Source organism: Glycomyces niveus, assembly GCF_017592475.1.
In the GTDB taxonomy this organism is placed as follows: Bacteria; Actinomycetota; Actinomycetes; order Mycobacteriales; family Micromonosporaceae; genus Glycomyces; species Glycomyces niveus.
The window spans coordinates 99,350-114,269 of sequence record NZ_JAGFNP010000016.1 but is presented as its reverse complement, the minus strand read 5'-3'; the positions used below and the strand labels follow the sequence as shown (position 1 = coordinate 114,269).

Sequence of the window (14,920 nt, the reverse complement as noted above, 5' to 3'; positions counted from 1 at the left end):
GCCATGTCCGACACGCAGCAGCAGCACCAGACGCAGGACCCGGACCTCGGCGACCAGCCGAACTACGACGACGAGCTCGACCCTGACCGCGCCGTCGAACCGGAGGCGGAAGCCGACGGCGAAGACGCGCCCGCCGACGTCCCGGCCGACCCCGACGCGGCCCCTGAGCCCGACGACGAGGACGAGGGCGACGATGCCGATGTGTCCGAAGACGAGGACGCGGAGGACGAGGACGACGACCCGGAGGAGGAGGACGACGCCGACGACGACTCGGACGAGGACGACTCCGAAGAGGACGACGAAGACGACCAGGAGGAAGAAGAGGAAGAGGACGACGACAAGGACGACGAAGAAGAGGAGGACGACAAGCAGGGCAAGCAGCAGTACACCCGCGAGGAGTGGGACGGCGGCGCCGCTCCCGACAACTCCGCGGAGATCGAGTACCAGCGCCGCGACGCCGAAGCCCTGTTCCTCTCCGGCGCGCCCTGTCCGCACTCGACCTGCCAGAACCGCGAGAACCCGGCCGAGGACGCGTGGATCAAGCTGGTCTCCGCGATTCCGGAGGTCGGGCAGGTCAACAACCTGACCGTCGTCACCACCGGCACGGCCGCGCCGGGCCAGGACGCCATCCAGTCGCTCGTCTCCCAAGTGCGCCCTGACAACCCGGACAACTACGCGATCCGGGCGATCAGCGGCCACTGGCAGGCGTTCAAGGACGGCTTCGACACCGACCCGACCACCGGGATCGCCGCGAATCTGAAGGCGGGTCTGCGGACGCTCTCGGAGCACTGGCAGGGCACCGACTTCGACGCGTTCGCCGAGCAGGTCGAGGTCGTCATGTCGAACTGCGCGTCGATCTGCGACGACATCGGCGACCTCTCCTCGGGGGCCGTGGGCCTCCTGGAGCAGAAGGCCGACGAGTTCTACGGGCTCCAGGGCGGCTCCTCGGGCGAGCTCCCCTATCCGGCGCCGCTGTACTGGATCTCGGACCACGCGGTGATGTTCACGGACCCGTTCGTGCACGTCCGGCCGCCGTTCCGCAGTGGACTGTGCGACGTGACGGACGGCTGCGGGCACGCGGGCGGGCTCCTCGGCTCGCTGCTGGAGCTCGGCGGGTTCGACAGCGACTACCTGCGTGAGACCAGGAACTACGTCGAGTCGCAGACCCAGTACTACATGGACAAGTACAAGAACGAGAAGCCGCCGCCCACGCGGGAGCAGGCGGAGGCGTGGGCGCAGGCCGACGCGAACAACGCGATCAGCGACGACGTGGTCGACGGCATGGAGGACTACGAGTCGCGGTCGCGGATCGCGAACGAGGACGTCATCAACCGGTGGGAGAACGCCGAGGAGTCGGCGGTGTCCTTCACTCCGGAGGCCAAGCCGTCGAGCACGTCGAACTTCCGGGAAGCCTCCGACATGCTCGGCGACGAGTACTCCGGTCTGGACGCGGGCTCGGGCGGGTTCCAGCCGGGCGGCGAGCCGCCGGATCCCACCGGGGGCGCCGGCGGCGGCGGTGGCGGCGGCGGCCTGGAGCCGCCCGGCGGTGTGAGCGGTGGTCTCGCCAGCGGCGGGTCGACGCTCGGCAGCGGCGGCGCGTTCCCGGTCGGCCCGGCCTCCTCCACGATGGAGGGCGCCGGCGGCGCCGGCGGCGGCGGCTCGATGGGGTCCGGCCGCGGCGGCATGGGCGGCATGATGGGCGGCATGGGCGGTGGCGGCGGCCGCGGCATGGGCGGCGACCAGCAGCCCGAGGGCGAGCACCGCGACTGGCTCGAGGAGGACGAGGAGATCTGGGGCATCCGCGCCATCGACGACGACCCTTACGCCTAGAGACGCAAGCGAACAGGAAGCGGGGCCGCGATCCTCAGGATCGCGGCCCGCTTCCGCTTCCGCTTCACTCTTTCGAGTGGGATTCGGTGCGCTGAGCCGCGATCGGGCCGATTCCTGTCGGACCCGGGTGCGACGCTCGGCGCACTGTCTTTTCCCCTCTAGTGGTGGGCGGGGGTTAGTGGATGGCTGAACGGCCCGATCCGGGCAGGCCGTCGCGCGCCGCTATCGGCCGTCCAAGCGCTGCCGTCGCTCCTAGACTCCGTCGAGGAGCGGCCAGCCCTGGGCGTTCCACTCGATCGCCTCGATGCCGAGGTCGAAGTGGCCGTCCGCGTGGTACGAGTGGTAGGCCATGAGGCCGTTGGAGATCGACTGGCCGCCGGTCGCCACATAGTCGCCGTGGGCGCCCAGCACCAGCGTGCCGCCGCCCTGGGTGAGGGCCACGCCGTTCGCGTCGACGAACGGGCCCGTCGGCGAGGCGGAGCGGCCGACCCGGATGTTGTAGGTCGAGTCGGCGCCCGCGCAGCAGACGTCCCACGAGGTGAAGAGGTAGTAGTAGCCGTCGTGCTCGGTCAGCACCGGCGCCTCGATGCCCGCGCCGCCGCGGCCGGCGATGTGGCTCGGGGTCGAGCCGCTCGCCACTTTGCCCGAGGGCCAGTCGAGTTCGAGCATGTAGATGCCGTTCCACCAGGACCCGTAGGCGAGGTAGTGCTCGCCGTCGGCCTCGAGGACCGTCGGGTCGATCGCGTTGTACGGGTCACCCGGGTTCGACTCCCAGACCAGGCCCTCGTCGACCCACTCGTAGTCGTCGTCGGCCGGGTCGAGCGTCTCGTTGGTGGCCAGGCCGATCACCGAGCGCTGCTTGCCGAAGGTGGATGCCGAGTAGTACAGGTAGTACCGGTCCTGGTCCTCGTCGAAGTAGATCTCCGGCGCCCAGATGTTGTCGACGCCCGGGACGGCGTCCTTGAGCCACTGGGGCTTCACGTCCCACACGGTGTCGACGTAGCTCCAGGTCGCGCCGTCGTCGGTGGAGGTGCGGATGGTGACGTTGCCGTCGCCGAGAGGGCCCCAGCCGGTGGCGAACACGTACCAGGGCTCGCCGTCGGTGCAGGGCGCGAACAGGCCCGGGTCGTGCGCCCCGAGGTCGCCGCCGAGCGTGCCGGGCGCTTCGACGGCGCAATCCTGCCGGTCGTGGCCGTGCGCGTTCCCGTTGCCGTTCCCGCCGGGGTCGGCCAGCGCGGCCGGGGCGGCCACGGCGAGCGCGGCGGCCGCGAGGCCGATCGCGCCGGTCGCGGCGATGAGGGTGGTGCGCTTCCGCTGCATGGAAGACCGCCTTGTCCGTGAATCGAAGGATTGAGACGGATAAATGTTAGCGAGAACATACAGTTCGGGTCAAGCTACAACGTTGAACAAATCTCCGCGCACTGTCGCAATCCCGGCCGCCGCCCGCCTCCACACCCGTTCCTCCGACACGAAAACGCCCGCCGCGGCGAACCGGGGCCTTCCGGCCCCGGCCGCCACGACGGGCGCTTCGATCAACGCGAGCCTTGCGGCTCAACCGATCAGGTCGTGATGCCGACGATCGTCGAATCGATCCCGGTACCGTCGGCCGCGTAGTTCACCGTGCCCAGGAACCGCTGGCCCCCGGCCAGACCCGACCACGACAGGCCCAGCGAGTACTCGTCGCCCATCGCGACCGACTGCTCGGCCGGATCGACCGCGAGGTTCCCCTCGTCAGCGCCCGGAACGACCCACGCGTGCAGCTTCGCCTCCAGAGGCGAAGGCCCGGCCCACTCGTCCACGAACACCACGAACGTGTAGCCGCCAGGCAGCGACACCGTCTCGTTCGAACCGCCCGAAGCCGAACTGCCCACCAGGGTCAGCGCGCCCTCGGCGTCCTTCGTGTACACGAACAGGTCGAGGTCCGTGCCCGCCGGGTGGTCCGCGTCGAACGTCGAGAAACGCACCAGCGCCGCATCCGCAGGCGTCGTGAACTCGTACGACACCGCGTGCGAGTTCTCCACCGGCGCGTCCGACGGGAACGTCGACGAGTCCGGGTCGGTCAGCGTCGCGGTCTTCACCTCGGAAGGCACGAGACCCGACACGGTCGCACCGAGCGTCCCGTCGAAGCCCGCGGTGCCCTCGAGCGTCGCCGAACCCGACGCGCCCGTGAACGACGCCTCGTCAGCGGCCGCCAGCTGCACCGGCTTCACCACGATCGGCGAACGCACCTCGTGCACCGTCTTGGTGCCCTTCTTCTCCACCCACGTGACATCGCCGAACGACCACTCGTCGAACGCCGCGTCAGTGCGCGTGATCGTCAGGGTGTACGTCGCCGACTCGCCCGGCTTCAGCGTGAACTTCGTGACGTCAGACGTCACCTCGAAGCCCGCCGGAGCCGTGATCTCGGCCTTGTAGGTGCTCTTCTTGTCCGACACGTTCGTCACCGTGCGCGTCACCTCGTACGTGCCGGTGAGCTCCGCGACCGTGACCGACGGGTAGTTCAGCTGCGACGGGTCGATCGCGCCCAGCGCGTCGCAGTACGACTGCACCTTCGACGCCTCCGGCGTGCCGCAGATGTACTGGATCCACTCGGTCGGGTTCGACTCGTACACCAGGCCCGGGTCGAACATGGCCTGCGCGTCGACGTGGCCGGCACCGTAGTCGAACGGCGTCGCGTCCGCGCCGCCGCGCTGGATCGGGTTGCCGTCCTGGTCGGTCTGGTACGCCGTCGTCATGATCGCCGACTTGACCGCCATCGGCGACCACTCCGGGTTCGCCGACTTCAGCAGCGCCGCCAGGCCCGCGATGTGCGGGCTCGACATCGACGTGCCCTGGGCGTTCGCGAAGTCGTTGCCCGCGTGGTTGAACGGCGTGATGCCCGCGAGGACCTCCACGCCCGGAGCCGTGATGTCCGGCTTCAGCAGGTTCTGCTCCGCCGCCAGCGCCGGGCCGTTCGACGAGAACGCCGCCATCACCGGCGCGTTCGCGTCGCGCAGCTCAGAGGTCTCGACCTCGATGCGCGGGTTCGACTTCGAGTCGACCCACTCCGCGAGCTCGATGCCGTCCGCGTAGCTCACGTGCACCACCGGGACCGCCTGCGAGGTGACGACGTTCGCCGCACCCCGGTCGGACTGGTCGCGCACGATCAGCGCGGTGCCGCCCGCGGCGGCGACCTGAGCGGCGTTGTCGCTGAACAGGTTCCCGCGGATGCAGATGATCGCGAAGCCCTCGGTCTTCGCCGGGTCCAGGGTGCCCGCGTCGCAGCGCGCCGCCGCGGCCGGGTCGGTCCCGTCGTACGCCGCGTCGACGGCGTTCTTGACGTACCACTTGGCCGAGCCGACCAGCGCGGCCGCGTCGATCTCGTCGCGGCCGAACTCGACCTCGGTGCGGAACGTCTGGTCGTGCGACGAGGCGCCGACCGTGGTCACCCACGGCTCCTGGTGGTCCACAGTAGAAGTGGGGCCGTCGTTGCCGGCGCTGGCCGCGACGAAGACGCCGGCGGCGGCCGCGTTGAAGAACGCGATCGACACCGAGTCGACGAACTCGGGCGTGCCGGTGGAGCCGATGGAGAAGTTGATGACGTCGACGCCGTCGTTCACGGCCGCTTCGATGCCGGCGACCAGGTCGGCGCCGGGGCAGCCGCCCCAGCAGACCTTGTAGGCGGCGACGCGGGCGGCGGGGGCCATACCCGAGAACGTGCCGACCTTCTTGCCGTCGATGGTCACCTTGGTCTTGTAGTTGCCCGCGGCGGTCGTGGCGGTGTGCGTGCCGTGGCCGTCCTGGTCGCGGGGGGAGGCGAAGCCGTCCTCGGCGTAACCCCAGGTGTCGAAGTACCGGGCGCCGATGAGCTTGTTGTTGCACTCGATGTTGTTGGCCGGGTCCTCGTCGACGCCGGTCACGCACTCGCCGTTCCACTTGGCGTCGATGACGGCCTGGTCGGGGCGCGGCTCGGAGAGCGGGGCCAGGGCCGGGTTCTCGGGCCAGATGCCGGTGTCGAGGACGCCGACGATGACGCCTTCACCGGCGTCGCTGGGGCCGGTGAACTCCTCGTCCCACGAGCCGTCGTCGCCGGAGAGGCCGAGGAAACCGGTGGTGTCGACGGCGCCGGTCGGCTGGTAGATCGTCTCGGGGACGACCGCGGCGACCTTGTCGCTGGCGGCCAGTTCCTCGGCTTCGGCGGCGGTGAGGTTCGCGGCGAAGCCGTTGAGGACGGTGTCGTACTCGGCGGTGGTGTCGACGTCGTACTCGGTGATGACCGCTTCGCGCTCGTCGGCGAGGGTCTCGCGGTACTCCTCGACCGCGGCGGCCCCGAAGTCGATCGTCTCGCCCTCGGCGGGCGCGGTGGCCTCGTGGGTGGCGATCGGGTCGGAGGCGAGCTGGACGATGTAGTTGCCGTCCTTGTAGTCGATCGGCTGCGCCGCACCCTCTTTGAGGTATTCGGGTGAGACCTCAGGGAGCGTGGGGGGCTCGGCCGAGACCGGTGCGGCGGCGGTGGTGAGCGCGACGGCCACCAGCGGGACGGCCGCGGCCGCCAGTACGGCTCTGGTTCTGGCTCGGGCGCGCGCCGATGCGCGCCCTTGCCTGCGGAGGGACGGAGATCCCATGCGTTGAGCTCCTCTCAAGGGGGACGTGCGCCGTGGGTGAGTGCTCCGGCGCGGTCGGTCAGAGCCGCCGCGCCGCGGCGCACGGAAACGAGCCTATTGCGAGGTTGGTTCGCTGTAAACCCTCATATGAGGAGAATGCCGGTATCAGGCATGACTGTTATGCGGCCGTTACAAAGGACGTTCCGGCGAGTGGATATTCAGTGAATTCCCGGGTCTTGACGTGCTCGATTACCAGCGCCACCACAGGAATCGGCGCTCGTGCCGGAAAGTCACCGAACTGCCCGTCGCCTTGCCTGTGACCGAGAAGCGGATTGCCGTGCCTCCTTTGTAGGTGGCGCGGTTCGTCACGGAACTGCCGAACACTTCGGTGTTGTCGTCGATCGCGTACGCGCCCTCGGGGAGCACGACGGTGAGCGAGGAGCCGAGGAGCTTCACGTCGAGGTCGACGGTTTCGGTGCGGATCACCGCGTGGCGGCAGTCGAGCTTCACCGAGGAGCCGGTGGCGTTGATGTGGATCTTCGGCGGGACGACCCAGTCGCCGTCGCGCTTCACCGAGGAGCCGGTCGGCTTGAGGCGCAGCTCGGTCGGGCCCTCGGGGACGGGCCGCTTGGGGACGGCGAGGGTCCCGCCGGTGTCGGGCAGGTCGGCGAGCAGGCGCTCGACCTCGCCGTAGGTGCGGGCCTCGTACGCCTGGCGGGAGCGCTCGGCGAACTCGTCGAGGTCGAGGCGGCCCTCCTCGGTGGCGGCGTGGAGTCGGGCGAGGATCGCTTCGCGCTCGGCGTTGGAGACGCGCATGTTCGGGTCGTGCGTCATCGGAGGCTCTTCGTCATCGTGCTAGGGCTTTCTCGTCGGACCGGGGTTGAGTCGCCGGGGGGTGCGCACGAGCCCGCCGTTGCACCATTCGTGGTAGTCGAACAGGTCGGGCTGGCGGATGAGCGCCTTCGTGTTGGCGGCCCAGAGATCAACGTACTGGTCGCCTGAATCGACCGCCTTCTCGAGGAGGCGGTCGACGCGCTTGCGGGGGTGGACGCGGAAGTTGGTGCGCACGGCGTCGCCGGCGTAGATATAGAGCACGTGGAGCGCGAAGGACCGCTTGGGGCAGGTCGCGTCGGCGGCGAGGTCGAGCCAGGTGTCGACGAGCTCGTCGGTTGCGAGGGTGAGGTCCCACTGCCGGCCCTCGGGGGCGGTCGAGTACGGGTCGAGCGCCCAGTCGCGGATCTCCTGCGGCGTGGGCACGGCGGGGCGCGCGAACCCCGTGAAGGACCCTTCCGCCACTGCCGCTCCCGCCGATCCGAACGATGCTCGCACCCGAACGATGCTCGCACCGATCCTAGCCCGAGTCCGCCCCGATTCCGGTCCGCGATAGCAGTCCCTGGGAGCGGGTGAGCAGTGATTCGGGTCTTGGCCGCGTACGCAGGCCGAGGCGACCCGCCTCCGCACAGGCCGGCCGACTCCCGGGGGCCTCCCCCCCGCCCCCACCCCACCCACCCCCTCGCCCACCCTGCACCGCCGCCCACCCTCGCCACCCGCCCCGGTGGTGCCGAGCCCTTGCTGCCCGATCTCCCCATCGGCCTCGGTCGCAAGGTGGCTCGCTTGGCTGAGCCGTCCTGCGGTTCGTGGCCGCCGTGGGGTTCGGTTCGTCGGACCGGTGGGCGGGAGGCGCCTTCCCGCGCCACCGGTCGCTGAGGCCGTCAGCCTTGGCCCACTGCCAGGTTCACCGCCTCGATGCGCTCGTTGATGTCGCGGAGCTCGTTGAGGTCCGGGTCCCAGCCGCGGTCGAGGAGCGTTTCGCGGAGGCGGACCAGCCAGGGCCGCGGATGCTCCATCACATCGGAGGCGGTGAGGACCAGGACCTCCCAGCCGAGGGGTTGCAGCACCTGGTGCCGCCGCCGGTCCGAGGTCTCGGCGTCCAGGCCGAGCTGCGTGCCCAGGCCGTCGTACTCGACCCCGACTCGCCACCGCTCCCAGCCGAGGTCGAGGAACCTGGAGCGCCCGTTCGGCAGCCGCACCCGCAGCTGCGGGACCGGCGCGGGGAGGCCGGCGTCGCCGATGAGGCAGCGCGTCCAGGACTCCATCGGCGACTCCGACCGCGGATCGGCCGCGAGCAGCGTCGCGTTCGCCAGTCTGAGCCGGTCGCCGTGGAGCGGTTCGAGCGCGGCCGCCAGGCTCCCGGCGTCGATGCCCGCCCGCAGGATCTGGTCCGCTGCGGCCACCGCCTCGAGCCTCGGGAGGTCGGCCGCGCAGTCGATCAAGGTGCGCGCCAAGCGGGTCACCGGCAGGCCGTCGATCACCGTGATGTCCGCCAGCGGCGGATCGGGCGAGCTCTCGACCGGCCACTCGCGCTGGTCGGCTCCGGGCGGCAGGACATCGAATCCGTGGATCCAGGCCGCTGTTCGGCCCGTGGCCACCTGCGTGTAGTCGGCTTCGAAGACGGCCTCGAACCTCATGAGGAGGTCCTCGTGCGCCTCGGCGCCTTGGTCGAAGGCGGCCTCGAGCGGCCGGTTCATCGTGGCTGTAGTGGTGCGGTACATCGGCATTTGCGTCATGTACCAACTGTCGCTGAATCGCTCCGGAGCGTCAACGACTTCTTTTCCGCCTGTGGATAACTCGGGGGAGAATGATGGAGGTGCAGGTCAGTGGTCTGTGGATAAGTTTCCGGGTGGGTTGCCGCACAAGCGGAAGCGGCGCGGGGCGCGCCCCCCCGGGGGCGGCCGCCTCCCCCAGGGGAGGCGGCCGCGCCGCTCGAGCAATTGGAGGCCGGTCAGTAGACCACGTCGCAGAGTTTCCAGACGCCGTCTTCCTCGACCGCCGTGAAGATGTAGCCGACGCCTTCCTCCATCTCGGCCGTGCTGCTGGGCTCGCTGTCGTCCATCGTCCAGCCCGCCCAGACCTCGACGCCGCCGTCGACCTCGCGCGTCATGCTCCACAGCAGGAACCCGGCGTTGAAGCCCTCGTACTCCAGCTCCCACTCGAGGTCGCTCTGCAGCGCCGAGCTCGGCGACGAGCACACCTGCGCCTGCATCAGCTCGTCGTCGTCCGTGTCCGACCCGATCCGGTAGTTGATCGCCGCGGCCTCCGGCGTGCCCGCCTCGACCTCGTCCGAGTTCACCGGCGTGCCCCAGGTCGCGAAGTCGTCGTCCGCGCCCGTGTCGGCGGTGGTCTCCTCTTCGGTCGGCTCCGCGTCCGGCTCGCTCGTCGCCTCCTCCTCGGAAGGCTCGGCGCTCTGCGACGTGTCGCCGCCGGCTTGGTCGTCGCCGTCGTCCTTGTTGACCATCCCGGGGATGATCAGCACCGCCGCGATGCCCAGCACCACGACCAGGGCGACCACGACGCCGAGGATCACCGGCAGGTTCCCGCCCTGCTTGGCCGGCGGGATCGGCGGCGGCAGCACCGAACCCGGCGCCGACGGGTAGCCCGGCTGGACCCCGACCGGGGGCTGGCTCGGCGGCTGCATGTACTGCGGCGGGACCGAAGGCTGCGTGTACTGCTGCGGCGGCGGCTGCTGGTAGTAGTTCCCGGGCGGAGGCGTGCTGTTGTACCCCTGCGAGTAGGGGTCGCTGGGCTGCTGCGGTTCGGGCTGCAGCTGGTACTGCGGGTTCCCACCGCCGGGGGGCGGATACGTCATCGCTTCAAACGCCTCGTCTGCTCGGGGGCAATCGGGTCGCGGTGATTGGGCTTCACCGGGATCCCTCGATCGTACAGGCAGCCGCCGCTCCCGTGGACCCCGGAAAACTCCAGGTCGCATCGCCTGCCAAAGGCGAAGCGGCCGTACCGGGACGAATCGCGGACGCCGCCCGGGCCCGACGCGGTGTCGCACACCCTGTGCGACGCGGATTCCCCCTGCAGGACTACGATTTATGCCCCGGCACCACGCATGCGGCCTGGTCGGCGCAGTCGATCCCACCGTCGAAGCCGCGCGCGGCGCCCGAGGCGGCACCCTGCCCGGACGTCGGTGGAGCCGGACCGAGCAATCCCGCCGGCCACGCTTCTACCAGAGGTTCGACGTATGGCGAACGCCAATGCAGTGCAGCTTTGGACCATCCGCTTCTCCGCCGCGCTCGCGCCAGTGCCGGTGGTCGAGCTCTTCGACGTGAACCGCCTCTGGGGCTACGGCCTCCTCTACCCCGCGCTCGCCGCCACCTGGGCCACCGGACGCTGGCAGCGCCGCCGCCAGCTCGCCCGCATGCGCGACGAGCCCGAACCTGAGTCCGGCAATACCCGCACCCGCTTCTGGGACAACGGCACCGGCGTGCGAGACGAGTTCCGCGCATTCGAGCCCGCCACGACCGGAGCCCGCCGGGCGCATGCCGACGAGCCCCCCGGCGCCCCGTTCCGGGACGCCGGCGCGGTCGGCTCGCTCAGAGAGCCGCGCAAGTCGTCGATAGGCGCCTTCGGTGACGTCGGCGAGCCTTCCGGCGGCTCCTTCGGCGAAGTCGGTGAGCACTCTATTGGCTCCTTCGGCGAAGCTTGCGAGCCGTCAATTGGCATGGCGGTCGTGTCCGTCCCGCATCAGCGCCGCGACCGCGCTATGAGCAACCTCGTGGGCTCCATCAAAAACGAGTCGATCGACGCCGAGCTGCGCATCCAGCTCATCCAGGACCTCATCGACCTGGGCGGCCGGGACATGGCCATGCGCCTCTCACCCGTGGCCCAATCGTCCAATGTGGATATAGAGGTGCGGCTCGAAGTCGCCGAGCACATGGGCCGCTTCAGCGTCGAGGACGCCGCCCGCGCCCTCGAAGCCATCGCCGCCGACGCCACCGTCGACGCCAAATACCGCCTCGACGCCGCCAGCGCGCTCGTCGACTGCGCCGCCGGACCCGCCGGGATCGCGCTGATGCAGCTGGTCACCGACGAGAGCGTGAACGAGTACGTGCGGCACAGCGCCGCCCACGCGCTGCGCAACGTCCACCCTTCGGCGGCCGCGATGGCGCTGCGGCACTTGGCGAACGCGCCCCTGCTGTCGGTGCGGCTGCGGATCATCTGCGCCGAGCAGCTCGCCGAGGACAGTGTGATCGACGCCGAGAACGCGTTGTGGCGCATCGTGAAAGGCGTCGAGTCCGTCATGGACTTCCACCTGGGCGTCGATGCGGCGGAGGCGATGTTCGACATCAGCCCGGACGTCGGCATCGAGGCGTACTCGGTCCTCGCCGTCGACGACTGCTTCCACTGGCTCGGCCGCATCGAGGCCGCGTACCGGCTCGGGCGGCTCGGCCTGCGGGACGGCTACGACCTGCTCAGCGATTTCGCGCGCGCGGACCACCTGGAGGAGGTGTACGCGCGGGCCGCGCTCGAGCGGCTGTTCCAGCTGGAGGTCGAGTCGGGGAACGAGTGAGACCCGAAGCGCCGCAAGCCGGTCAGGGCTTGACGGCGGTGAAGTACGTGTCGATCGACAGGTGGTGGAGGTCGCGGCGGCGGCCCAGCCAGTCCGGGCCGTCCTCGTCGAGCAGTCGCGCCCACGCGGCCCTGTCGGCGTCGCTGAGGTAGGGCTCGAACCAGCCCACCCGCGTGTTCAGGGATTCGAGCGCGTGGTGCAGGTCCGTGCCTTCGAGCGGGGCCGGGGTCGCGTCGAGTTCGTTGACCTCGTGCACCTGCGTCAGGCCCGCCTTCTCGAGTGCGAGGTTCCAGCCGTAGGAGAGGGGCGTCGAGCCGTGTTCGACGCCTTCGCCTTCGAGCCGGCGCGAACCGGCTTCGATGAGCCGCAGCTCCAGGCCCGGGCTGCCCACGCCCACATGCCAGGGCAGGTACTGAGGGGCGGTGCCGCCCTCGCCGATCGCCAGACGCCCGCCCGGGGCGAGCAGCCCGGCCAGGTTGTCAAGGGCCGCTTGCGGATCGGAGGCGTGATGGATGACGTGCCCGGCCCACAGGAGGTCGGCGGGCGCCCCGACGGCGGCGGCGAGCGCGTCCGCATCGTCGACTGACGCCTGCGCCGCACGCACGGCCGCGCCGGTCTCGGCGGCCCGCTCGCGCACCAGGTCGAGCATCGCCGGTTCCGCGTCCACGGCCACCACCTGCGCCTTGGGAAGCGTCTCGGCGAGTGCGAACGCCATCGAGGCGGCCCCGCAGCCGATGTCGGCCACGACCTGGTCGCCCGGGTCGGTCAGCTGCTCGGCGAGCCGCCGGTACTTGGCGGCCTCGGCCGCCGCGCGTGCTTTGAACCGGGGCGCGGCGTCGGCGAAGTCGAAGGAAGCGGTGTGGTCGCCGTGCCGGTGTCCGTGCTGTGCTGCCATGCGCCCCAACCTAGCACCGGTGAAAACCGTTATCGACACGAAAAAGGGACCGGGCGTCCGCGAGGTGCGGACGCCCGGTCGGGTTTCCCGGAATCGAGTCGTATGCGGCTCGGGTCTACGCGGCGGAGAGCCGCTCCTGGACACGGGTGACCTCGGCGTCCAGCGACGCTGTGCGGGTCGGGCTGTGCGGGGCGTCGGACTCGGAGAGGGAGGCGAGCAGGCCCTTGCCGAGCGCGGCCTGGGTCAGCGCGAAGCCGCGCAGCACCAGCGGCAGCAGCATCGCCAGGACGAGGCCGCCCAGCACCGAGAGCGCCGAGAGCGCCAGGTACGAGTCGCCCCAGCCGAGCCAGCGGGTCGCGTACTCCAGGCCGTCGCCCTCGCCGGTGGCGCGGCGGATGGCCCACCCGTACAGCGGGTAGGCGAGCGTCGCGACCGTGGCGGCCCACAGGGAGAGGGCCACGCAGAACCCGGCGACCGCGAGCGGGAAGTTCACCACGCCCCACAGGAGGTTCAGCCACGACTGGCCGTCGGTGAGCGGCGTCAGGTACCGGCGCAGCGGCGACGCGCCCTCGGGCGCCCGCTTGTAGTGCGGCCCTTCGATCGGCTGCCGCAGGACGGCCCCGAGCTGGCTGCGACCGGCGGCGGCGAGGCCGCGCATGGCGAACAGGGTCGCGGCGAGGATCGGCACGCCGATCCAGACGACGGCGGTCCCGATCCCGGCGGCGAAGCCGGTGACGGTGATGACGAACGCGGGAAGCGCGATCGGGAACGAGGAGAGCAGGTACGCACTGTCGGCGCCGAGCTGCTTGAAGATCTTGTTCATGTCGATAATCTTCGTCCGATCGCGGCCTTGGAACGACCCTGCGAGCAGGCATTTCACGGGTAGGGACAGCCCTACCCGCGTCGTCGGGCCTGCCCCGGCCGGAGGGCGCGCCGAGCCCGATCCGCGCGGCATCGCCCTTTCGGTTGTCGCTCATGGCGTCCAGATGGCGCGCCGGCGCAACCGGGAAGAATAGGTGCGGCCCGGGTCGTTGACCTCGACACCGGGCCGCCATGTGCCACATAGTGGCCGCTGCGATCCGCGGCAGCCGTTGAGGCTGCTGCTAGCATCGCGCTCTGCCGTTGAGCTACCGCCGCATGTGGTGCGGCGGGAGGGATTCGAACCCCCAACTTCGATGTCCCAGGGGACTGCTCGCGGAAACGCGCGGCGTGGCGAATGCTGAAGCTGGAGCGATAGTCTCAGTTTCGGCGTGAACCCGAGTCCTTGCACCGCGGGGTTAAATTCCGCAGGGGACCGGATGTTCCCGCCTGTTACTCGGACTGAATCTCAGTTTCAGCGTGTCGGCGCTTTTCGGGCGCCGCCCCTGTCGCTCAAACAGGGGGTCTGTGGGCCTATTCGCCGAGCAGGTAGCCGAAGACCTTGGCGCCGATCCGCTCTTCGACGACCTCGGTCCCGTTGGCCTCCTCCCGGGCGAACTTCACGGCGATCTGCAGCTTCTCCAGCCGCTCCGAAAGCTGCGCCACCCGCTTGGCCGGGACCGCGCCCGAGAACTTCACGGTGGTCCAGTAGCCCACCGGGATGTCCTCGTAGTAGACCTCGACCTGCGCCGGGTGCTCCTCGGTGGCCTCGGCCTTGACGTGGTTGCGCGGGATCTTCTTGGTGCGCACCGTCTTCACCGGGTCGGTCGCGAACGCGTCGGACGCATCGTTGTACGTCCACGACTCGGCCGCGTCGAGCACCGGGAGGCCCTTGACGAACGTCTGCAGCTCGGCGAGCTGCTTCTCCAGGAACAGCAGGTAGGTGACGGGGACGTCGGCGACCAGCACCTCACCGTCCACAGTGATGTCAGCGGTGGCGATGGCGTTGGTGCGGTCCTTGGTGGCCGTGACGTCGAACAGGCGCGTCATCGCCGCCGAGACCTCGCGCAGCTGCTCCTCGACGCGGCGCTGCACCTTCGTCGACTCGGGCGGCAGCTGCTCGCCCTCCTCGTCCTTCGGCTGGTAGGTCCGGGAGATGCCGGACAGCAGCGGCGCCTTGGCGAGCTCGCGCCCGGCGTCGCCGAGTGCACGCGCGGCCTTCGCCTTGACGCTCTTCTCGATCGCGATGATCTGGTTCAACTTGGTCACGGAGCAACCCTCACTTTCGGACTACACCATAGGACCCGCCCGCCACCCCGGCAACGCGATAAACGCGGCGCGGGCCCCCCGCGGCCAAACCGACCCCCGGGGCCCCCCCGCGGCCAAAAAGAGTGAACA

General features: G+C 70.3%; 11 protein-coding genes. 2 read left to right on the top strand and 9 right to left on the bottom strand.

The window, feature by feature from the left end:
- The first annotated feature begins 3 nt into the window (after positions 1–3).
- Positions 4–1,830 (top strand): hypothetical protein, encoded by a 1,827-nt coding sequence (locus J5V16_RS22670; RefSeq protein WP_208499370.1) that lies wholly within the window; start codon positions 4–6, stop codon positions 1,828–1,830.
- A gap of 252 nt (positions 1,831–2,082) precedes the next feature.
- Here the strand turns inward: J5V16_RS22670 and J5V16_RS22665 are convergent, their stop codons facing one another.
- The 6 genes from J5V16_RS22665 to J5V16_RS22640 all read right to left on the bottom strand — a co-directional run bounded on the left by J5V16_RS22665 (position 2,083) and on the right by J5V16_RS22640 (position 10,059).
- On the bottom strand, positions 2,083–3,150 hold the full coding sequence (locus J5V16_RS22665) for an arabinan endo-1,5-alpha-L-arabinosidase (protein ID WP_208499368.1): 1,068 nt from the start codon (positions 3,148–3,150) through the stop codon (positions 2,083–2,085).
- Positions 3,151–3,389: 239 nt separating this feature from the next.
- Positions 3,390–6,434, bottom strand: coding sequence for a S8 family serine peptidase (locus J5V16_RS22660; protein ID WP_208499366.1), 3,045 nt, complete (start codon positions 6,432–6,434; stop codon positions 3,390–3,392).
- 228 nt (positions 6,435–6,662) lie between these two features.
- Positions 6,663–7,247: a DUF1707 SHOCT-like domain-containing protein gene (locus J5V16_RS22655; protein WP_208499364.1), complete on the bottom strand. Its 585-nt coding sequence runs from the start codon at positions 7,245–7,247 to the stop codon at positions 6,663–6,665.
- A gap of 21 nt (positions 7,248–7,268) precedes the next feature.
- A complete protein-coding gene (locus J5V16_RS22650; RefSeq protein WP_208499362.1) occupies positions 7,269–7,709 on the bottom strand; it encodes a hypothetical protein in 441 nt (146 codons plus the stop codon).
- A gap of 416 nt (positions 7,710–8,125) precedes the next feature.
- The gene (locus tag J5V16_RS22645) at positions 8,126–8,980 is read right to left on the bottom strand and encodes a hypothetical protein (protein WP_208499360.1); all 855 of its coding nucleotides are present in this window, start codon (positions 8,978–8,980) and stop codon (positions 8,126–8,128) included.
- A 215-nt stretch (positions 8,981–9,195) separates the two neighbouring features.
- Positions 9,196–10,059: a hypothetical protein gene (locus tag J5V16_RS22640; RefSeq protein WP_208499358.1), complete on the bottom strand. Its 864-nt coding sequence runs from the start codon at positions 10,057–10,059 to the stop codon at positions 9,196–9,198.
- Between the two features lie 381 nt (positions 10,060–10,440).
- On the opposite strand from J5V16_RS22640, the gene J5V16_RS22635 reads away from it, so the two are divergent.
- Positions 10,441–11,769, top strand: coding sequence for a HEAT repeat domain-containing protein (locus J5V16_RS22635; protein ID WP_208499356.1), 1,329 nt, complete (start codon positions 10,441–10,443; stop codon positions 11,767–11,769).
- Between the two features lie 22 nt (positions 11,770–11,791).
- On the opposite strand, the gene J5V16_RS22630 is transcribed toward J5V16_RS22635, so the two are convergent.
- The 3 genes from J5V16_RS22630 to J5V16_RS22620 form a co-directional block, all read right to left on the bottom strand.
- Positions 11,792–12,664, bottom strand: coding sequence for a class I SAM-dependent methyltransferase (locus tag J5V16_RS22630; protein ID WP_208499354.1), 873 nt, complete (start codon positions 12,662–12,664; stop codon positions 11,792–11,794).
- A gap of 115 nt (positions 12,665–12,779) precedes the next feature.
- Positions 12,780–13,487, bottom strand: coding sequence for a sensor domain-containing protein (locus J5V16_RS22625; protein ID WP_208499352.1), 708 nt, complete (start codon positions 13,485–13,487; stop codon positions 12,780–12,782).
- Between the two features lie 569 nt (positions 13,488–14,056).
- Positions 14,057–14,791 (bottom strand): DUF7873 family protein, encoded by a 735-nt coding sequence (locus tag J5V16_RS22620; protein ID WP_208499350.1) that lies wholly within the window; start codon positions 14,789–14,791, stop codon positions 14,057–14,059.
- Positions 14,792–14,920: the final 129 nt, after the last annotated feature.